At 60.6% G+C, this 18,293-nt stretch carries 20 protein-coding genes and 1 tRNA gene; 13 read left to right on the top strand and 8 right to left on the bottom strand.

Going from position 1 to position 18,293, the window contains the following annotated elements:
* The first annotated feature begins 2 nt into the window (after positions 1-2).
* The gene (locus tag GbCGDNIH6_RS04910; protein WP_072563048.1) at positions 3-1,430 is read left to right on the top strand and encodes a YcjX family GTP-binding protein; all 1,428 of its coding nucleotides are present in this window, start codon (positions 3-5) and stop codon (positions 1,428-1,430) included.
* Positions 1,427-2,413 (top strand): DUF697 domain-containing protein, encoded by a 987-nt coding sequence (locus GbCGDNIH6_RS04915; RefSeq protein WP_157692327.1) that lies wholly within the window; start codon positions 1,427-1,429, stop codon positions 2,411-2,413. Before GbCGDNIH6_RS04910 ends, GbCGDNIH6_RS04915 begins: the two co-directional genes overlap by 4 nt.
* On the opposite strand, the gene ruvX is transcribed toward GbCGDNIH6_RS04915, so the two are convergent.
* Entirely contained in the window at positions 2,373-2,873 is a 501-nt protein-coding gene (gene ruvX, locus GbCGDNIH6_RS04920; protein WP_072563050.1) for a Holliday junction resolvase RuvX, read from the bottom strand. The genes GbCGDNIH6_RS04915 and ruvX overlap by 41 nt on opposite strands.
* A 49-nt stretch (positions 2,874-2,922) precedes the next feature.
* On the opposite strand from ruvX, the gene gatC reads away from it, so the two are divergent.
* From gatC to gatB, 3 genes are read left to right on the top strand one after another with little or no spacing between them, the layout of a single operon-like run.
* The gene (gatC, locus tag GbCGDNIH6_RS04925) at positions 2,923-3,246 is read left to right on the top strand and encodes an Asp-tRNA(Asn)/Glu-tRNA(Gln) amidotransferase subunit GatC (RefSeq protein WP_025286446.1); all 324 of its coding nucleotides are present in this window, start codon (positions 2,923-2,925) and stop codon (positions 3,244-3,246) included.
* Positions 3,246-4,745, top strand: a complete 1,500-nt coding sequence (gatA, locus tag GbCGDNIH6_RS04930; protein WP_072563051.1) for an Asp-tRNA(Asn)/Glu-tRNA(Gln) amidotransferase subunit GatA — start codon at positions 3,246-3,248, stop codon at positions 4,743-4,745. Before gatC ends, gatA begins: the two co-directional genes overlap by 1 nt.
* A gap of 6 nt (positions 4,746-4,751) precedes the next feature.
* A complete protein-coding gene (gatB, locus tag GbCGDNIH6_RS04935; protein ID WP_072563052.1) occupies positions 4,752-6,203 on the top strand; it encodes an Asp-tRNA(Asn)/Glu-tRNA(Gln) amidotransferase subunit GatB in 1,452 nt (483 codons plus the stop codon).
* A 79-nt stretch (positions 6,204-6,282) separates the two neighbouring features.
* On the opposite strand, the gene GbCGDNIH6_RS04940 is transcribed toward gatB, so the two are convergent.
* On the bottom strand, positions 6,283-6,885 hold the full coding sequence (locus GbCGDNIH6_RS04940) for a superoxide dismutase (RefSeq protein WP_072563053.1): 603 nt from the start codon (positions 6,883-6,885) through the stop codon (positions 6,283-6,285).
* A gap of 98 nt (positions 6,886-6,983) precedes the next feature.
* Between GbCGDNIH6_RS04940 and GbCGDNIH6_RS04945 the strand changes: the two genes are divergently transcribed.
* Positions 6,984-7,805: a squalene/phytoene synthase family protein gene (locus GbCGDNIH6_RS04945; RefSeq protein WP_072563054.1), complete on the top strand. Its 822-nt coding sequence runs from the start codon at positions 6,984-6,986 to the stop codon at positions 7,803-7,805.
* 15 nt (positions 7,806-7,820) lie between these two features.
* Here the strand turns inward: GbCGDNIH6_RS04945 and GbCGDNIH6_RS04950 are convergent, their stop codons facing one another.
* From GbCGDNIH6_RS04950 to GbCGDNIH6_RS04960, 3 genes are all read right to left on the bottom strand, one after another.
* Entirely contained in the window at positions 7,821-8,225 is a 405-nt protein-coding gene (locus GbCGDNIH6_RS04950) for a carboxymuconolactone decarboxylase family protein (protein ID WP_072564367.1), read from the bottom strand.
* Positions 8,226-8,332: 107 nt separating this feature from the next.
* Positions 8,333-9,763 carry a type I glutamate--ammonia ligase gene (glnA, locus tag GbCGDNIH6_RS04955; protein WP_072563055.1) on the bottom strand — a complete coding sequence of 477 codons (1,431 nt, stop codon included), beginning with the start codon at positions 9,761-9,763 and terminating at the stop codon, positions 8,333-8,335.
* Positions 9,764-9,944: 181 nt separating this feature from the next.
* On the bottom strand, positions 9,945-10,283 hold the full coding sequence (locus GbCGDNIH6_RS04960; RefSeq protein WP_025286451.1) for a P-II family nitrogen regulator: 339 nt from the start codon (positions 10,281-10,283) through the stop codon (positions 9,945-9,947).
* Positions 10,284-10,549: 266 nt separating this feature from the next.
* Here GbCGDNIH6_RS04960 and GbCGDNIH6_RS04965 point away from each other — a divergent pair, with 266 nt between their 5' ends.
* From GbCGDNIH6_RS04965 to GbCGDNIH6_RS04975, 3 genes are all read left to right on the top strand, one after another.
* The gene (locus tag GbCGDNIH6_RS04965) at positions 10,550-11,773 is read left to right on the top strand and encodes an aminotransferase (protein WP_081370159.1); all 1,224 of its coding nucleotides are present in this window, start codon (positions 10,550-10,552) and stop codon (positions 11,771-11,773) included.
* 130 nt (positions 11,774-11,903) lie between these two features.
* A tRNA-His gene (locus GbCGDNIH6_RS04970) sits at positions 11,904-11,979 on the top strand.
* A gap of 54 nt (positions 11,980-12,033) precedes the next feature.
* Entirely contained in the window at positions 12,034-12,915 is an 882-nt protein-coding gene (locus GbCGDNIH6_RS04975; RefSeq protein ID WP_081369971.1) for an NAD(P)-dependent oxidoreductase, read from the top strand.
* On the opposite strand, the gene GbCGDNIH6_RS04980 is transcribed toward GbCGDNIH6_RS04975, so the two are convergent.
* The 3 genes from GbCGDNIH6_RS04980 to GbCGDNIH6_RS04990 all read right to left on the bottom strand — a co-directional run bounded on the left by GbCGDNIH6_RS04980 (position 12,909) and on the right by GbCGDNIH6_RS04990 (position 15,626).
* Positions 12,909-13,388 (bottom strand): hypothetical protein, encoded by a 480-nt coding sequence (locus tag GbCGDNIH6_RS04980; RefSeq protein WP_072563056.1) that lies wholly within the window; start codon positions 13,386-13,388, stop codon positions 12,909-12,911. The genes GbCGDNIH6_RS04975 and GbCGDNIH6_RS04980 overlap by 7 nt on opposite strands.
* Positions 13,389-13,510: 122 nt before the next feature.
* Positions 13,511-14,695, bottom strand: a complete 1,185-nt coding sequence (locus GbCGDNIH6_RS04985; protein WP_072563057.1) for a M20 aminoacylase family protein — start codon at positions 14,693-14,695, stop codon at positions 13,511-13,513.
* 28 nt (positions 14,696-14,723) lie between these two features.
* Positions 14,724-15,626 carry an SDR family oxidoreductase gene (locus GbCGDNIH6_RS04990; RefSeq protein WP_232449982.1) on the bottom strand — a complete coding sequence of 301 codons (903 nt, stop codon included), beginning with the start codon at positions 15,624-15,626 and terminating at the stop codon, positions 14,724-14,726.
* A gap of 121 nt (positions 15,627-15,747) precedes the next feature.
* On the opposite strand from GbCGDNIH6_RS04990, the gene rplM reads away from it, so the two are divergent.
* From rplM to GbCGDNIH6_RS05010, 4 genes are all read left to right on the top strand, one after another.
* The gene (rplM, locus tag GbCGDNIH6_RS04995; protein WP_011631672.1) at positions 15,748-16,212 is read left to right on the top strand and encodes a 50S ribosomal protein L13; all 465 of its coding nucleotides are present in this window, start codon (positions 15,748-15,750) and stop codon (positions 16,210-16,212) included.
* Positions 16,213-16,217: 5 nt separating this feature from the next.
* The gene (gene rpsI, locus GbCGDNIH6_RS05000) at positions 16,218-16,718 is read left to right on the top strand and encodes a 30S ribosomal protein S9 (RefSeq protein WP_072563059.1); all 501 of its coding nucleotides are present in this window, start codon (positions 16,218-16,220) and stop codon (positions 16,716-16,718) included.
* Positions 16,719-16,838: 120 nt separating this feature from the next.
* Positions 16,839-17,750 carry an N-acetyl-gamma-glutamyl-phosphate reductase gene (gene argC / locus GbCGDNIH6_RS05005; RefSeq protein WP_072564370.1) on the top strand — a complete coding sequence of 304 codons (912 nt, stop codon included), beginning with the start codon at positions 16,839-16,841 and terminating at the stop codon, positions 17,748-17,750.
* Positions 17,751-17,757: 7 nt separating this feature from the next.
* Entirely contained in the window at positions 17,758-18,288 is a 531-nt protein-coding gene (locus GbCGDNIH6_RS05010; protein WP_072563060.1) for a gamma carbonic anhydrase family protein, read from the top strand.
* Positions 18,289-18,293: the final 5 nt, after the last annotated feature.

Here is an 18,293-nt window from a genome sequence, read left to right on the forward strand (position 1 = left end):
TTATGGCGCTGTCCGGTTTCAGGCTTCCGGGCTGGGATGATATTGCCGGTCCGGCTCTGGGCGGTAGATCAGTGGTGCGGATCGGCGTCACTGGACTGGCCCGCTCTGGCAAGACTGCCTTTCTGACGTCGGTGGCGGCCAATCTTCTTGCGCAGGCGGCCGGACTTGTGACGCTGCCCGCTTTGCAGACTGCGTTGCAAGGCCGTGCCCTGAGTGTGGCCATCACTCCATCCGGGACGGAGAGCATCCCCCGATTTGATTATGCCGCCCATATGGCATCGCTGGCAGCGGACCCGCCTGTATGGCCGGAGCGGACCGATACTGTTTCCATGCTCGCGCTTGATCTGACGATCAGCCGCTCTGGTTTGGCCTCGGTGTTGCCGGAGCGTCGTATCAGCCTCGAATGTCTCGACTATCCGGGCGAGTGGCTGCTGGATCTGCCGATGCTGGCACAGGACTACGAGGAATGGTCCGGCGCGGTGCTGGAGCGTCTGGAAGGACAGGGGGAGGCCGCCGGATTTCTGGGCTTCGTCAAGGCGCTTCCGGCTTCCGCCCGCGCGGATGAGGTGATTGCGGAGGAAGGTGCGCGTTTGTATCGCGCCATGCTCCATCGCCTGCGGAAGCAGGGTCTGTCCTTTCTTCAGCCGGGACGGATGTTGATGCCTCCGCCTGGGTTGGAGCCGCCATGGATGGGATTTTTCCCCAGTCTAGCCCGTGGCGGGCTGGGTGGACTGCTGAACGGGCGTTATGACCGCTATCGTCAGGCGATCAGGGATGAACTGATTGCGCCTTCCTTCGGTCATGTGGATCGGCTGGTGGTGATGGCTGATCTGCTATCCGCACTCCATGCTGGACCGGATGCTTATGCGGATGCGGCTTCTGCGCTGGGCGCGGTGGCTTCTGCGTTGCGCTGGCGCGGTGGCTGGACCGATTCCATCCCGCTGCTGCGTGAGGCGGGCCGATTTCTGCCGGAATGGCTGCGCTCGGCATTGCTGCCGGGCACTATTGCGCGGGCGGCGTTCGTTGCCAGCAAGGCGGATCACGTCGCGGAGCGTCAGCGCGGCAATCTGGCGGCGCTGATGGGTTTGCTGACGGATAGCGTTCCAGAGCGCTTCCGGCAGGAAACGACACGTGGAGGGCGCACCCGTGCCTTCGCCATGGCCTCGGTCCGTTGCACCGAGGATTTCGTGTGGACGCTGGATGGCCATCCTGTCTCCGCTGTGCGCGGGCGGCTGACCGGCAGTGATCGCATCACCCGGTCCTATCCGGGTGAGGTGCCTGACCGGCCGCCGGAGCCATCGTTCTGGGCGCACCGCTTTCTGGCGCCGCCGGATTTCGAGCCGATGCGCTTGCCGGCGGGTGGGCGGGCCGGCATTCCGCATCTTGGTCTCGATACGCTCCTCGCATGGCTGCTGGAGGATGTGCTGTGAGTGATCCGGCCACGCCCCGTCCCATCATTGCGCCCATCATTGCGCCACGTGTGGAAACAGAGGGTGAGTCTCCTATATCTGCCTCTTCCTCTGCGCGACTGAAGGAGCCTGTCTTCACGGAGCCGGAAACTCCACCCTTCATCGCACCACGTGTGGAGACAGATCACCTTCCCGCCGAGCGTCTGGAACAGGCATTGCCATCCATTCCGCTCAATCCCGGACGCGGTCTCGGCACACTGACACTGATGGCATCTGGAATAGGGCTGCTTGGAGTGGGGGTTGTGGCCCTGCTGGCGGTTGGTTTCGTGATGGATCAGTTCGCACGCAGCACGTGGCTGGGTGGAATCAGCCTGGCGGTTTCGCTCGCTGGTTTCGGTCTGCTGGGGGCGGGGTTCTGGCGGGAGGCACGCGGATTATTTGCTCTGAAGGCAGTTGATGAGGAACGGGCGGCAATTCTGGGCCAGGATGTCGAAGCGGCGCGGAAGGCAGCACGCCGTTGGTCGCGCCATGCGCGTCATGGGACGGAGGTTCTGCCTGCCATCGAGGAAGCGAAGTCTTCTGCCGCTATTGCTTCCCTGCTGCGGGCAGGTCCAGTCGCGGCGTTGCGAGAGGAGAGCGATGCGCTGGCCCGCGCAGCCGCGGTGCAGGTGTTCAGCGCGACAGCCGCGATTCCGTCGCCTGCATTGGACGGCTTTTTTGTGGCATGGCGCGGCGTGCGGCTGGTACGGCAGATAGCGGCATTGCATGGGATGCGGCCAGGCTTGCTCGGTACGCTGGCCCTGTTGCGGCGGGTGACGCTTTCAGCGGCGGCGGTCGTGACGACGGATGTGGCGCTGAATGCGGCTTTGCAGGCGTTGGGAACCCATCCGTTGCTGCGCCATGTTGCGGGCGATATGGCCGGTGCCGGAGTCGCAGCCCGGCGTATGCTGGTTCTGGCGCGGGTTACGGCGGCTGCGTGTGATCCGACACAGCGTGAGAAATAGGCGGCAACGCGTCCAGCGCGGATTGCAACATCACGGCGGCGGCCATTTTATCCACCACAGCAGCCCTTCTCTTGCGGCCAAGATCGGCGGAATTGATCAGAAGCTGATGTACCCGGCTGCTGGTTTCCCGCTCATCCCACAAAGCGGCCGGCAGGCCGGTCGCGTCAGAAAGTGCAATCGCCCAATCCCGCGCCGCCTGCGCCGCCGGGCCGAAGCTGCCATCCATCGACAAAGGCAGGCCGATAATCATGCCTCCGGCTTCTTCCTTGCGGGCGATCGTGGCGATTTCCTCTGCATTGACGCGGAGCTTGCCGCGTCTGATCGAACCGTACGGGCTGGCGATATCCAGCCGGACGTCGGACAGGGCGATGCCGATAATCCGGCTGCCGGGATCGATTCCAAGCAGCCTTTGATTGCGGGAGAGTCGGCTTTGCAGGTCGGGCACGTTGAACAGGGACATGCGCATCGTTATGGTCCGCTGCTTCTGGGAAGAACAGGGTTTCGATCAAATGGCATTGGACACCGGCGTCGTCCGGCGCATCGCCCGGTTGGCACGCATTCATGTGGATGAGGCTGATCTGGGTGCGCTGCAAGGCGAATTGAACGCGATTCTTGGTTGGGTCGACCAACTGGAAGCGGTGGATGTCAGCGCGGTGGATGGAATCGCGCCGATGACAGGCCCGGCGGATATACAGGCGGATGGCGAGACCAGCCTGGCCGTTGCGCCGATGAGGGATGATGTGGTGACGGAAGGCGATCTGTCGGACAAGGTTCTGGCCAATGCGCCCGACCGTGCCGGACCGTTTTTCGCCGTGCCGAAGGTGGTGGAATAATGAGCGCGCTGACCGATCTGACCATTGCGGAGGCCCGGGACGGGCTGCGCGCAAAACGTTTTTCAGCGCGGGAACTGACCGACGCGCATCTTGGTGCGATCGAAGCCCTCAATCCGCGTCTGAATGCCTATATCACTGTGACGCCGGATCAGGCGCGCGCACAGGCCGATGCTGCCGACCGTGCCCTTGCCTCCGGGGATGCCGTGGCGCTGACAGGTATTCCGGTCGCCAGCAAGGATATGTTCTGCTCCGAGGGCATCCGCACAACGGCAGGAAGCCGCATTCTGGAAAATTTCGTGCCGCCTTACGAGAGCGCGGTGACGGAGCGGATGCTGCGTGATGGGGCGGTGATCCTCGGCAAGGCCAATCTGGATGAATTCGCGATGGGGTCGGCCAACCTGACCTCTGCCTATGGTCCGGTGGAAAATCCGTGGAAGCGCCACGGAGATGATGCGGTGCTGGTGCCGGGTGGTTCTTCTGGCGGTTCTGCGGCGGCTGTGGCCGCGCATCTGGCGCTGGGCGCAACCGGGACCGATACAGGTGGCTCAATCCGTCAACCGGCCAGCTATTGCGGCATTGCCGGGATCAAGCCGACCTATGGACGGTGCAGCCGCTGGGGGATTGTGGCCTACGCATCCTCGCTGGATCAGGCTGGTCCGTTTGCGCGCACTGTGAGGGATAATGCGATCCTGCTGCGCTCCATGGCCGGACATGATCCACGTGACAGCACCAGCGCCATGCGTGAGGTGCCGGATTTTGAAGCCGCCTGTCAGCGCGGCGTCAAAGGGCTGCGGATCGGTCTGCCGCGTGAATATGTCGCCGATGGCATGAGTGAGGAAATCCGCATGCTCTGGCAGAACGGTGCCGCCATGCTCCGTGCCGCCGGGGCCGAGGTGGTGGACGTCAGCCTGCCGCATACAAAGCATGCTCTGGCTGCCTACTACATCATCGCACCGGCGGAGGCGTCCTCGAACCTCGCGCGCTATGACGGTGTGCGGTTCGGCCATCGCTCCACCGATAACAGGGATCTGAACGATCTCTATGAGCGCAGCCGTGCCGAAGGATTTGGTGCCGAGGTGAAGCGCCGCATCATGGTCGGCACATATGTGCTCTCGGCTGGATATTACGATGCTTATTATCTGAAGGCGCAGAAGGTGCGTGCTCTTATCGCCCGCGATTTTGCGGAGGCTTTCCGCTCGGTTGATGCGCTGCTGACCCCGACCGCGCCGAGTGCCGCCTTCGCGCAGGGCGAGACCATCGACGATCCGGTGGCGATGTATCTGAACGATGTGTTCACCGTGCCGATCAATCTGGCCGGTCTGCCCGCCATGTCCATTCCTGCCGGGTTGAGCACAACCGGGCTGCCGCTCGGCCTGCAGATTATCGGGCGGGCTTTCGATGAGGAAACGGTCTTTGCCGTGTCGGCCGCGCTGGAACAGGCGGCTGCCTTTACTCATCGCCCGGCCCTGCGTGCCGATACTCTGAATGCTGGAGCCTGAAACGAGATGAGCTACACGATTGAGGGCGCAACCGGCGCATGGGAACTGGTGATCGGGCTGGAGGTGCATGCCCAGGTCATCAGCCAGTCCAAGCTGTTCAGCGGCGCGGCAACGGCGTTCGGTGCGGAGCCGAACTCGCAGGTCAGTCTGGTGGATGCCGCTCTGCCCGGTATGCTGCCTGTGCTGAACAGGGAATGTGTCGCGCAGGCGGTCCGCACCGGGCTGGGCCTGAAGGCGCATATCAATCCGGTCAGCCGTTTCGACCGGAAGAACTATTTCTACGCCGATCTGCCGCAGGGTTATCAGATCAGCCAGTTCGCGCATCCGATTGTCGGCTCCGGCACGATCGAGATCGAGTTGCAGGACGGCTCCACACGCCAGATCGGCGTGACCCGGCTGCATCTGGAGCAGGATGCCGGTAAATCCCTGCATGATCAGGATCCGACCCGCAGCTTCATCGACCTGAACCGCTCGGGCGTTGCGCTGATGGAGATCGTCAGTGAGCCGGATATGCGCAGCCCGGAGGAGGCAGGCGCCTATCTGCGTAAATTGCGGACAATCCTGCGGTATCTCGGCACTTGTGACGGCAATATGGAGGAAGGCTCCATGCGCGCCGACGTGAATGTGTCGGTGCGCCGTGCCGGAGAGCCGTTCCGCACACGCTGCGAAATCAAGAACGTCAACTCGATCCGCTATGTGATGCAGGCGATCGAGGCCGAGGCGAAGCGCCAGATCGCGCTCTGGGAAGAGGGTGGGGAGGTTGATCAGGAAACACGCCTGTTCGATCCGTCACGAGGCGAGACCCGATCCATGCGCAGCAAGGAAGACGCGCATGATTACCGTTATTTCCCCGATCCCGATCTGCTGCCGCTGGTTCTGGATGAGGACTGGATCGAGGGGCTGAAAGCCTCCCTGCCGGAACTGCCGGATGACAAGCGGGCGCGTTTCATCGCTGAATACGGGCTGACCCCGTATGATGCAGGCGTGCTGGTAGCGGAGCAGGCCAGCGCCAGTTTCTTCGAAACGGTGGCAAAGGGGCGTGATGCCCGTTTGGCGGCGAATTACATCACCGGCGATTTGTTCGCCGTGCTGAATCGCACCGGGCGCAGCATCACCGACAGCCCGATTTCAGCGGAGGCGCTGGGCGGCTTGCTCGATCTGCTGGCCGATAACACGATCAATGGCCGTATCGCCAAGGAAGTGTTCGAGGCCATGGCCGAAACCGGAGAGCATCCGGCGGATATCGTCGAAGCCCGTGGCCTGCGTCAGGTGACTGATACCGGAGCGATCGATACGGCGGTGGCGCAGGTTCTGGAGGCCAATCCCGACAAGCTGGCGGAATATCGCTCCGGCAAGGACAAGCTGTTCGGCTTCTTCGTCGGTCAGGTGATGAAGGCCATGCAGGGCAAGGGGAATCCCGCTCTGGTCAACGAGGCACTGAAAAAGGCGCTCGGTTGAACAGGGGTATCAGATTCCGGATACAAAAAGGACCGGTCGTGAGACCGGCCCTTTTCCGTCTGGCGATGCTTGAACGCGCTCAGCCCAGCTGGGCTTCGGCGAATTCGTAATTGGCCAGCTTATCCAGATAGTTCTGGACGTAGTCGGGGCGACGGTTGCGGAAATCGACGTAGTAGCTGTGCTCCCACACATCCAGCGCCAGCAGAACCTTGCCTTCATCGGTCGCGACCGGGTTCACGCCGTTCGGGCTTTTGGTCACTTTCAGCTTGCCGTCGGAACCCATTACCAACCAGGCCCAGCCGGAGCCGAACTGGGTGGTGGCAGCGGTCTTGAACTGTTCCTTGAACGTGTCCACGCTGCCGAAATCCGCGACGAGCTTCTGTTCGAGTCGGGTCGGAATCCGGCCACCATTCGGGCTCAGATTCTGCCAGAATACGATATGGTTCCAATGCTGCCCGGCATTGTTAAACACGGGGGCGGCATCGGCCTTGTTATAGGTGGCCTTGATGATCTCTTCGAGAGATTTACCCTGCAGATCCGGGTTTTTCTCGACGAAACCGTTCAGTGCGGTCACATACGCCTGATGATGCTTGCCGTGATGCAGTTCGAGCGTTTCCTGCGACATGCCGTTGGCCGCGAGGGCATTCAGCGAATAGGGCAGGGAGGGAAGTTCAAAAGCCATGTCCAGAGTCTCCGTTTTGTGTCTCTGATGGTCGAACCAGAGCTATTGTCGCCGCTTTCCGCCGTCAAGGACACAGGCGACAGAAAGACAGGTCTTTCATGTCCCCGTCATTGAACGGACCCGTTCTCAGCCCTGCTGCCCACATTGTCAGGCGGTATGATCCGGATCGTTTTTTCGCGTCCTTGTTCGCCGCCCCGGACAAGCGTGAAAGCCTCATGCTTCTATACGCTTTGAACCATGAACTGGTTCGGGCAAGGGAAGTGGCCAGCACGCCGATTGTCGCGCTGATCCGTCTGCAATGGTGGCGGGAGGTGGTCGAGGGCGTGGAGAAACGCCATGAACTGGCGACTCCGCTGGGGGAGGCGCTGAAGGCGGGACAACTGGATCGGGAAGGGCTGCTGGCCCTGATCGAGGCGCGGGAAGCCGATATGGAGGAGTCTTTTCCCGATTCCCTGACGCTATGGCATTATCTGGAGCAGACAGCCGGACAGGTGGCTGTGCTGGCCGGGCAGATCCTTGGGGCAGGCAAAGAGGAACAGGTGCGTCTGCGCCGTCTGGGAGCCATATATGGTCTGGCTGGGGTCGTTCACGGGGTCTGTGCCCATGCAGCGCAGGGGCGCGTTCTGGTACCAGTGGCAGAGCTGCATGCGGCCGGGCTGGAGCCGGAGGCGCTGACCAGCGCGCCGCATGAGGCAGGCAATATTGCTGCCGGACCTTTGCAGGCATTGGCAACCGAGGGGCAGCGGCGATTGCGGCTATGCCGTGGCCGGGTGGGACGAGGCTGGATGGCGGCGGCTTTGCCCGCAGTGCTGGCCCGGCGCGATCTGGCCCGGCCCATTTATGGTCGCATCAACCCATCGCAGCGAGGCCTTGGAGACCGTCTGGCGGTGCTGATAGCTGCGTTAACCGGCAGAATTTAAACCGTAGCGGCTTCCTCATCCAGCCGCTTCCTCATCCAGCCGGGCAAAGACGGCGCGGGCTGTTGCCAGACCATTCATGGCGGCTGGAAAACCTGCATAGACAGCGATCTGCATAATGATCTCGATGATTTCCTGCCGTGTCAGCCCGATATGCAGCCCGGCGGCAATATGGGCGTCCAACTGGGGCAGCGCATTGCCCATCGCTGCCAGGGCGGAAATCGTGGCTATCTGGCGTGACCGCAGGTCGAGGGCTGGGCGGTCGTAAATATCGGCGAATGGAAATTCGTAGATCATGCGGGCGAAGTCGGGCGCGAATGTACCAAGCCCGTCGACGATATCCAGGCCGTGCTGCCCATGCAGGGTGTGCAGCATTTTTCGCCCGCGCTGGTAACGCTGTTCTTTGTCGTCCTGATGAGTCATGGCCATCAATCCCTGTGCATCTGAAATATGGTGCAGCATGAAGCTGTATAACGAAAAAAGGGAGCCTTCCGGCTCCCTTTTCCCGTTTGTTTCAATCGCGTGAGCGATCAGGCGGAGTAGTACATCTCGAACTCGACCGGGTGCGGCGTGTGTTCGAAGCGGTACACTTCCTTCCACTTCAGTTCGATATAGCTCTCGATCTGATCCTTGGAGAACACATCGCCCTGCAGCAGGAATTCGTGATCGGCTTCCAGAGCCTGCAGCGCTTCACGCAGCGAGCCGCAGACGGTCGGGATGTCTTTCAGTTCTTCCGGCGGCAGATCGTACAGATCCTTGTCCATCGGGTCGCCCGGATGGATCTTGTTCTTGATGCCGTCCATGCCCGCCATCAGCAGCGCGGAGTAGGCGAGGTAGGGGTTGGCGACCGGATCCGGGAACCGGACTTCGACACGCTTCGCCTTCGGGCTGGTGGTGTAAGGAATACGGCAGGAGGCCGAGCGGTTGCGGGACGAATAAGCCAGCAGCACCGGAGCCTCGAAACCTGGAATCAGGCGCTTGTAGCTGTTCGTCGACGGGTTGGTGAAAGCATTGCATGCCTTGGCATGCTTGATGATGCCGCCGATGAAGTACAGACATAGCTCGGACAGGTCGGCATAGCCATTGCCGGCGAAGAGCGGTTTGCCCGCTTTCCACAGCGAGAGGTGGGTGTGCATCCCGGAACCGTTATCGCCATAGATCGGCTTCGGCATGAAGGTTGCCGTCTTGCCGTAGCTGTGGGCGGTGTTGTGTACGCAGTATTTGTAGATCTGCATGTCGTCGGCCATGCGGGTCAGCGTGTTGAACTTGGTGCCAAGCTCATGCTGGGACTGCGCCACTTCGTGGTGGTGCTTTTCGATGACCAGACCCATTTCGCCCATGGCGGACAGCATTTCGGCGCGCAGATCGCTTTCGCCATCGACCGGCGGAACCGGGAAGTAACCGCCCTTGACGCCCGGACGGTGGCCCATATTACCTTCCGGATAGTCTTTCATGCTGGAGCCGGGGCCTTCGACGCTGTCCAGCTGGAAGGTGCCGAAATTGCCACCCGTGCCGAAACGCACGCTGTCGAAGATAAAGAATTCGGCTTCCGCACCGATGGAGACCGTGTCGGCCACGCCGGAGGTACGGACATATTGCTCGGCCAGTTTCGCGGTGGCGCGCGGGTCACGGGCATAGAACTGACCGGTGCTCGGCTCGATGATGTCGCAGAACAGGATCAGGGACGGCTTGGCCGCGAACGGGTCCATGACGGCTGTTTCCGGGTCCGGCATCAGCACCATGTCGCTTTCATTGATGGCTTTCCAGCCGGCAATGGAGGAGCCGTCGAACATGAAACCGTCGCGGAACGAATCTTCGTTCACGGTGGAAATATGCTGAGCGGTGTGCTGCCATTTGCCGCGGGGATCGGTGAAGCGCAGGTCGACATATTCGACCGCGTTTTCCCTGATCATGTCCATCACGCGAGAGACGCTGTCCGGCGTCGAGTCTTTTTCCGACATACTCGCCCTGTTCCTCTGTTAGATTAGGCTTCTGATTGACATGCCCCGGCCATAGGGCCGAACGCATGCTTGAGACAGCCATAACCGGGTTTTGCGGATTTGACGCGGGCAAACACGTCATAAACCTCCGTAAAACGCCAGGCTATGGTGAAAAATTAACCGGCAGGTAAGGCGTGCGGGATCAGACCGCTGCCGCGCCACGCTCACCGGTTCTGATCCTGATAACATCCTCAACAGGGGTCACGAAAATCTTGCCATCGCCGATACGGCCAGTGCGGGCAGCATTGACGATTGCCTCCACTGCGCGTTCAACCTGATCATCTTCGCAGACCACCTCGATTTTCACCTTTGGTAGGAAATCGACGACGTATTCAGCGCCGCGATACAGCTCGGTATGGCCTTTCTGCCGCCCGAAGCCTTTCGCTTCCATTACCGTGATACCCTGCAGGCCGACTTCGTGAAGGGCTTCCTTCACTTCGTCCAGCTTGAAAGGTTTGATAACGGCTTCGATTTTTTTCATTCGCGTTTCCACACGGCTTCGTGCCGACCCATTTCCGGCCAGCCTTATTCTACCACATTGATCCGCCTTGCCGAAATCGGAAGGCATGGTCCGGGAAACAGATTTGCATGCATCATGCCAACCGGCAACTCGCCACGATTTTGGCGCGATATATCGAGATGCTTTATTATTGTGCAGCCTATGACGCCTGCTCATTGGGCGGTGGCTGCCTGTTTGCAAGGCATATGATGGTCTCTGACGATAGATGGCCTGTCTTTACCAGTCAGGTGCGGGTGATTGCCGACCATTCGCCTGCCGCGCATAGTCTGCGCACAGACAGGAGCCGTGCCGTGAAGCCATTGAATGCCTTGATGTCCTCCCTTGAAACCACCGTATTCACGGTTATGTCGGCATTGGCGGCCAGACATGATGCGGTGAATCTCGGGCAGGGCTTTCCGGATACGGAGGGACCGGATTTCATCGTGCGTGCCGCGTCAGAGGCTCTGCTGGACGGACGCAACCAGTATGCCCCCATGCCTGGAGTGCCTGAATTGAGGCAGGCGGTGGCGGCGTCAGAAGCCCGGCATTACGGCATCACGGTCGACCCCGATTCGGAGGTGCTGGTCACGGCAGGCGCCAGTGAGGCTCTGGCTGCCAGCCTGATGGCTTTGCTTGATCAGGGAGATGAGATCATCCTGTTCGAGCCGCTGTTCGATACGTATCTTCCGATCATTCGCATGATCGGCGCGGTCCCCCGTATCGTCAGGCTGGAGGCCCCCGACTGGTCACTGCCGGAGCAGGCATTGCGGGAGGCGTTCGGTCCTAAAACCAAGGCGGTTTTGCTGAATACGCCGATGAATCCATGCGGCAAGGTTTTTGGTCCTGATGAGTTGGCACTGATTGCGGAACTGGTGCAGGCTCATGATGCCTATGCGATCTGTGACGAGGTGTATGAGCATCTGGTGTATGCGCCATCGCGTCACATTCCTTTGCGCACCTTGCCTGGCATGTCCGATCGCTGCCTTCGCATCGGCAGTGCCGGCAAGACCTTCAGCCTGACCGGTTGGAGGGTCGGTTATGTGACCGGGCCGAAATCGCTGGTGTCGGTCGTGATGCGGGTGCACCAGAATCTGGTATTTGCGATTGCCCCCAATCTTCAACGTGCCGTGGCCGTGGGGCTGAATGCGCCTGACAGTTATTTTGCCGAACTGTCAGACAGTCTGCGACAGAAGCGGGATCGGCTGCATGATGGTCTGACCGAAATCGGATTTGACGTCATGCCCATACAGGGCAGCTATTTCCTGATCGCCGATTATCGTCGGCTGGGATTTGAGGCCGATGACATGGCATTCTGCCGTTTGCTTGTTGAAAAGGCGGGGGTTGCGGCGATCCCTGTGGCGGCTTTCTATGACAGGGATGCACCTCAGGGATTTGTGCGTTTCGCTTTTTGCAAGCGGAATGAGGTGCTGGATGAGGGAATTGCCCGAATGCGCGCCTTTTTCAGTCGGTGAAGACAGGCGTTCCGGACATAAATCGATCCTCTTCTGCTCAGGGGGCGTTGACGCGGGCGACGTGATCGGTCAAATACGCCCCGCCCCATCCGGTTGTGGTTTTTTCCCGGGTGGTCAGCACTGGGTCATGGCGGGTGTAGCTCAGATGGTAGAGCGCCAGGTTGTGGTCTTGGATGTCGCGGGTTCGAGTCCCGTCGCTCGCCCCAGTGCCCTTTCATGCTGCATCAGCGGCATAGTCCCGGCAATATCATCATTGATGGATGCGTGAGGCCTTACCGATGCGTATCGCTGTGCTGGGTACCGGAATCATGGGGCGGTGGATGGCCTGCCGTCTTGCCGATGCCGGGCATGAAGTCACAGTCTGGAATCGCAATCCTGTCCGAGCGGCTGAACTCGGCCTGCCCGTGGCGGCGTCGGCTCCTGATGCGGCACGTGGGGCCGATGTCGCGTTGCTGATGGTGTCCGACGGTCCGGCCTGCGATGCGGTGCTGGAGACCGGGTTTATCGATACCATGGCACAGAATGGCATCGTGCTGGTGATGAGTTCCATTGAGCCATGGCGCGCCAGAGCCCAGGCAAAGAAAGTATCGCCCCGGTTTTACGTCGATGCACCTGTTTCCGGCGGAGAGGGCGGTGCGCGGGATGGCACCCTCGCGATCATGGCGGGGGGAGAGGAGGCGGTGCTGAACCGTTTGGCTCCGGTTTTTGCCGCGCTGGGTCGCATGACCAGAATCGGCGATATTGGTACCGGTCAGCTTGCGAAACTGGCCAACCAGTTGATCGTCGGTGTGACGATCGGTGCGGTGTCGGAGGCTTTCGTGCTGGCCGAAGCCGGTGGCGCTTCCGCCGCACGGTTCAGGGAAGCCGTGGCGGGCGGTTTTGCCGATAGCCGCATCCTGCGTGAACATGGGCAACGCATGCTGGATGAGAATTTTGTTCCGGGTGGAAAATCCGCGATCCAACTCAAGGATCTGCGCATGATTCTGCAAGAGGCGAAAACGCTCGGGCTGTCACTGCCGATGACGGAAGCGGTGGCCTCTCTCTATCGTGCTCTCTGCGAAGCGGGGGATGGCGATCTGGACCATGCGGGGCTCATCCGGCAGATACGGCGCGACAGTGCATTGCCAGGAACCGTTCAGTAGCGACGCCACGCGGCAGGTAAATGCTGTTCCGCCTGTGCATCCGGTTGGGATGCATCCAGATCACGCAGACATTGCCGTATGATCGGTGCGCAATACGCATCCGGTGCCCCGCGGGCATCTTTCTCGCCGCTGTAGTGAATTTGCATGACCCGGTCATGATCCAGCCGAAAGGTCGCATGGCAGTATCCACCGCCAGAGACGCTTAATCCACCCCCGATAATTGGGAGCGTGATATTGATGCCTCCATTGCCGGTAGAGTTGGCATAGTATGTCAAAATCGTGGTGTCGCCTGCGGTATTTTTTTGATCCGGTGCGCCGAGACAGGTTTGCAGATCAACCGCCGAAAGACCGACAAATCGCGTTCTCGCCCGTTGTGCGGTGTGAGAATCAGACAGGGAGCACCCCCCTGACAACAATAAAAGACCCAGACAGAAAGCCGGATGAAGAACGCGCAGCAGCGAGGATGACAGCATCGATAAGATCAAAACTTCTATCAGCCCGTTGATAACAGACGGCTATGATCGAAGCCGCCTGTTACCAGACGCATCAGTCTGCGAAGCGTTGCGCATCGTTCCGCATCCGTTGCAGTGCCGCTTCAGGATGAATGAGGAGGCTGGTTGGACAGCGGCAGTTCCTGCTCCACCAGCGTCACCCAGTAGGATGCCCCCAGCGGCAGGATCGCATCGTTGAAATCATAGGCGGGGTGATGCAGACCGGGATCGGTTGCCGTCTTGCCACTGCCCAGCATGATGTAGCTGCCGGGTTTGACGTTCAGCATGAAAGAAAAATCCTCTCCCCCCATGGAGGGAGCAGGCAGTTCCTCGGTCGGGGCAACGGCACTGGCGGCTTTCCAGGCGCGCTCCGTTGCATCAGCATCGTTGATAGTCGCCGGATAGAGCACGTCGAAGGTAAAGGAGACCTGCGCACCGAAGGCCGAGGCGATGCCGTTCACAATGCCCCGTGCCGCGGCTTCCATGGCTTCACCTAAGCCGGGCGTGAACCAGCGGGCGGTTCCTTTTAACTCCACACGTTCCGGGATGACGTTATAAGCGTTGCCGCCTGCGATCTGGGTGATCGACAGCACAGCCTTGTCGGTTGGATCGACGATCCGGGAGACGACGGATTGCAGCCCCGTCACGATATGGGCGGCGACAACCACCGGATCTATGCCACGCTGGGGCTGAGCGCCATGCGCTCCTTTGCCGGTGACGATGATGTCGATATTGGCTACCGCGGCCATGACCGGACCCGGGGCCATCTGGAACACACCTTCCGGAGAACTTGGCCAGTTATGCAGGCCATAGATACGCTCCATGGGGAAGCGGTCGAACAGCCCTTCCTCGACCATCATCCGACCGCCGCCGATCTGTTCCTCGGCGGGTTGGAAAATCAGATAGGCCGTGCCCGCGAAATTCCTTGTCGCGGCCAGATCACGCGCGGCCCCCAGTAACATGGTGGTGTGGCCGTCATGACCGCAGGCATGCATCACACCGGGATTGGCAGAGGCATAGGGTTTGCCGCTTTCTTCCGTGATGGGCAGAGCATCCATATCGGCGCGCAGGCCGATGGTTCCGCCCGCCGCACGGCCATGGATGACGGCGACAACGCCGGTTTCGGCGATCCCGGTGATGATTTCGTCCACGCCGAATTCCCGCAGCTTTTGCTGCACGAAGGCGCTGGTTGCGGTTTCCTCCAGTGACAGCTCCGGATGACGGTGCAGATGGTGCCGCCACTGCGTCATCTCATCCTGAAAAGCGGCGATACGGTCTTTGATCGGCATGGGGGTCTCTCCGTGGCCGGGCGGTGGATCAGGCTTGAGCCGGGTTGAAGCTGCGCGTCAACCCATCTTTCAGGCTGATCGGCTCGATCCCCAGAATGTGGCGCATCGGTGTGATATCGAAAGAGCGATTTTCTGTCAGACGCTGAATTTCTCCTTCCAGTTTGCTCATGAAAGGGCGGCGGGCGAGGGCTGGAATGCGCTGCCCCAGCGCAAGGCCATGCAGCATCAGCGAAGCAGGCAGTGGCAGGATCAGGGGCGCACGCACTTTGGATATCCGGGCGATAAGGCGGATACAATCCGCGTAGGAGACCGGCTCCGGCCCCGCAATGACGAGTGTGGAGGCACTCTTCCAAGGGCATGACAGGGCGGCGATCAGGCAGCGTGTGACGTCATCCTGATAAATCGGCTGTATCAGGGCACGCCCGCCATCCGGTATCGGCAGAAGGTGTGTTTTGCGGATCAGCCTTGCAAGGCGACGCAGCGTCTGTTCCTCTGGATCGCCATAGATCATGGTGGGATGCAGCATGACGCCGTGTCGCCCTGATCCCAGAAAAGCCTGCTCCCCTGCGCGAACTCCCGCACAATGCGGGTCCGTGAAGGCAGAGAATTTCCTTGTGCTGCCCATCAGGATCAGGCTGGCCTGTTCAGGGGCTGCTTCGATGATGGTGGCGCTATGGCTGGCATGGCTGGTAGCGACGATCGCGCTGACACCATCCAATGCATGACGAAGCTGATCCGGCCGGGTGACATCGGCCCCTCTGACCTGCACGTCATTTTCTGCATGGGCGGGTTGCGTGATACCGCAGGAAAGCCATTTGTCGGGGTTTCTGACCACGGGGCGGAATGGCATACCGGCGTCTGACAGAGCGCGGCAAAGCGCCAGACCGGTGCGACCGGTGGCGCCGATCACGGCCACCAGACCGGGGTTCATGGTGTGTGGTATCATGATACCACACAAAGGAATGCTTGACGTTCGGGGGATTGCAGGCCATAAGCCGCCACCCGAACGCATGCGGTTTTGTCCGCCACTGCCATTCTCGAGGACATCCTAGATGAAGACCACCCTCTCGCTGAAACCCGCGGAGGTGAACAAAGACTGGGTATTGATCGACGCGGAAGGGCTGGTGCTCGGCCGTCTTGCCGTCATCATCGCCAACCGTCTGCGTGGCAAGCACAAGCCGCAGTTCACCCCCCATGTCGATTGCGGCGACAACGTTGTCGTGATCAACGCCGACAAGATCCGCGTGACCGGCAATAAAGCCGATCAGTCGGTCTTTTACTACCACACCGGCTATGCCGGTGGCATCAAGGGCCGCAGCATCCGCCAGCGTCTTGAAGGCAAGCATCCCGAATCCGTGGTCGAAAAGGCCGTGGAGCGCATGATTACGCGCGGTCCGCTGCAGCGTCAGCAGATGAAGCATCTGTATGTGTATGCCGGTGCATCCCACCCGCATGACGGCCAGCAGCCGAAGTCGCTGGATGTCGGCGCGCTCAACAGCAAGAACCGGAGGGTCTGACCTCTATGTCCGATACACAGACCCGTACCCTGGCCGATCTGAAGGATCTCGCGGTCTCACAGGGTTCAACCGTTTCCGGTGAAGTCCCCGCTGCTTCCCGTGAGCCGAAGCGTGATGCACAGGGCCGTTCCTATGGCACTGGCCGCCGCAAGGATGCCGTTGCCCGCGTCTGGGTGAAGCCCGGCAAGGGCGACATTCAGGTCAATGGCAAGAAGGTCGGCACCTATTTTGCGCGCCCCGTGCTGCGCATGCTGATCACCCAGCCTTTCCTGGTCACTGATCGCTATAACCAGTTCGACGTGTACTGCACGGTGACTGGCGGCGGTCTGTCCGGTCAGGCCGGTGCCGTCCGCCATGGCATCAGCCGCGCTCTGGTCAATTATGAGCCGGAACTGCGCAGCGTCCTCAAGGTTGCCGGCTTCCTGACCCGCGATCCGCGCGTCGTTGAACGTAAGAAATACGGTAAGGCCAAGGCCCGTCGTAGCTTCCAGTTCAGCAAGCGCTGAGTTCCACTGGTTGGTGGGAAAAGGGCCGGGCAGCAATGTCCGGCCTTTTCTTTATCCCGCCTCTTTTCTTTGCGGGGCGGGTGCCTATCCTGCAGCGGCGGATGGAAGGGCATGATCGAGATGACGCACAGCATTTTTATCGACGGCGAAAGTGGCACTACCGGTCTCGGCATCCGCGAAAGGCTGGGCGATCTGCCTGGCGTCTCCTTGCGCAGTCTGCCCGCAGAGCATCGTAAAGATCCGGAGGCCAAGCGCGCTATTCTGGCTGACGTCGATCTTGCCATCCTGTGCCTGCCTGATGACGCGGCGAAGGAAACTGTCGCGCTGGCGGATTCTCTTGGAGGAAACGCCCCCAAACTGCTGGATGCCAGCACGGCTCATCGTGTGGCGGAGGGCTGGATATACGGTTTTGCCGAATTACAAGCCGATCAGGCAGCGCAGATCCGCAATGCCGGAAAAGTCGCCAATGTCGGCTGTTACGCCGTCGGCAGCATTTCCCTGCTGCGTCCGCTGATCGATGCCGGGCTGATTGCGCCGGATCAGCCGCTCAGCATCAATGCGATCAGCGGTTATAGCGGCGGCGGCAAAAATATGATTGAGGCGCATGAGAAGGAGGGCGGTCCCGCTTTCGAGCTGTATGCGCTGGGGCTGGAGCATAAGCATTTGCCGGAGATCATGGCTTATGCAGGGCTGACAAGGCGGCCGATTTTCGTGCCTTCTGTTGGGCATTTTCCGCAGGGTATGCTGGTTTCCGTGCCGCTCCATCTTGATGATCTGCCGGGACGGCCCTCAGCGAGCGATCTGGAAGCCGCCTTGCGTACCCATTACAGTGCGGCGAGGCAGGTTCGGGTCATGGACACTGTATCGACCCTGCGCGCAGAAGATGCATCCCGCTCGGATCATCTGGAACTGCGCGTTTTTGGCAATGAAAGCAGGCGTCAGGCCGTGCTGGTGGCGAAGTTGGATAATCTGGGCAAAGGTGCCTCAGGTTCGGCGATCCAGAATGCACGCCTGATGCTGGGGCTGGAGTAGGTATCGCGTGATTATCGCGTTTGAAGGCAAAACACCGATCATTCATCCCTCGGCCTGGATTGCGCCGGGAGCTGTGATCATTGGCGATGTTGAGATCGGGCCGGACAGCTCGGTCTGGTATGGCTGTGTCCTGCGCGGCGACACAAACCGGATCAGAATCGGTGAGCGCACCAATATTCAGGATGGTACCATCGTTCATGTGAACCATGTCTGCTATCCGACTTTGATTGGCGATGACGTCACCATCGGCCATGCCGCTATTGTGCATGCCTGCGAACTGCATGATGGCAGCTTTGTCGGCATGGGAGCCACGGTGATGGATGGAGCCGTACTGGGCCGTGGCAGCGTGCTGGGGGCGCGGGCTATGCTGACGCCGGGCAAGGTAACAGGCGAGGAAGAGTTGTGGATCGGCTCTCCCGCGAAACTCCAGCGCTGCCTCAGCGAGCAGGACAAGGCCATGTTCGCCGATACCGTGCCGCATTACCTTGATCTGTCGAGACGTCACGCCAGAACTGCGAAACGTCTCGACGAGGGATAAGGGCC

The organism is Granulibacter bethesdensis (assembly GCF_001889525.1).
In the GTDB taxonomy this organism is placed as follows: Bacteria; Pseudomonadota; Alphaproteobacteria; order Acetobacterales; family Acetobacteraceae; genus Granulibacter; species Granulibacter bethesdensis_C.

What these genes read in the sequence shown, in the direction of transcription:
- GbCGDNIH6_RS04960 (WP_025286451.1), bottom strand. Translation starts at nt 10,283, where the DNA reads ATGAAAAAAATCGAAGCCGTTATCAAACCTTTCAAGCTGGACGAAGTG.
- GbCGDNIH6_RS04990 (WP_232449982.1), bottom strand. Translation starts at nt 15,626, where the DNA reads ATGAACCCCGGTCTGGTGGCCGTGATCGGCGCCACCGGTCGCACCGGT.
- GbCGDNIH6_RS04940 (WP_072563053.1), bottom strand. Translation starts at nt 6,885, where the DNA reads ATGGCTTTTGAACTTCCCTCCCTGCCCTATTCGCTGAATGCCCTCGCG.
- rplM (WP_011631672.1), top strand. Translation starts at nt 15,748, where the DNA reads ATGAAGACCACCCTCTCGCTGAAACCCGCGGAGGTGAACAAAGACTGG.
- GbCGDNIH6_RS04950 (WP_072564367.1), bottom strand. Translation starts at nt 8,225, where the DNA reads ATGACTCATCAGGACGACAAAGAACAGCGTTACCAGCGCGGGCGAAAA.
- glnA (WP_072563055.1), bottom strand. Translation starts at nt 9,763, where the DNA reads ATGTCGGAAAAAGACTCGACGCCGGACAGCGTCTCTCGCGTGATGGAC.
- rpsI (WP_072563059.1), top strand. Translation starts at nt 16,218, where the DNA reads ATGTCCGATACACAGACCCGTACCCTGGCCGATCTGAAGGATCTCGCG.
- GbCGDNIH6_RS04985 (WP_072563057.1), bottom strand. Translation starts at nt 14,695, where the DNA reads ATGCCGATCAAAGACCGTATCGCCGCTTTTCAGGATGAGATGACGCAG.
- ruvX (WP_072563050.1), bottom strand. Translation starts at nt 2,873, where the DNA reads ATGTCCCTGTTCAACGTGCCCGACCTGCAAAGCCGACTCTCCCGCAAT.
- GbCGDNIH6_RS04945 (WP_072563054.1), top strand. Translation starts at nt 6,984, where the DNA reads ATGTCCCCGTCATTGAACGGACCCGTTCTCAGCCCTGCTGCCCACATT.
- GbCGDNIH6_RS04975 (WP_081369971.1), top strand. Translation starts at nt 12,034, where the DNA reads ATGCGTGAGGCCTTACCGATGCGTATCGCTGTGCTGGGTACCGGAATC.
- gatC (WP_025286446.1), top strand. Translation starts at nt 2,923, where the DNA reads ATGGCATTGGACACCGGCGTCGTCCGGCGCATCGCCCGGTTGGCACGC.
- gatB (WP_072563052.1), top strand. Translation starts at nt 4,752, where the DNA reads ATGAGCTACACGATTGAGGGCGCAACCGGCGCATGGGAACTGGTGATC.
- GbCGDNIH6_RS04910 (WP_072563048.1), top strand. Translation starts at nt 3, where the DNA reads ATGGCGCTGTCCGGTTTCAGGCTTCCGGGCTGGGATGATATTGCCGGT.
- argC (WP_072564370.1), top strand. Translation starts at nt 16,839, where the DNA reads ATGACGCACAGCATTTTTATCGACGGCGAAAGTGGCACTACCGGTCTC.
- GbCGDNIH6_RS04980 (WP_072563056.1), bottom strand. Translation starts at nt 13,388, where the DNA reads ATGCTGTCATCCTCGCTGCTGCGCGTTCTTCATCCGGCTTTCTGTCTG.
- gatA (WP_072563051.1), top strand. Translation starts at nt 3,246, where the DNA reads ATGAGCGCGCTGACCGATCTGACCATTGCGGAGGCCCGGGACGGGCTG.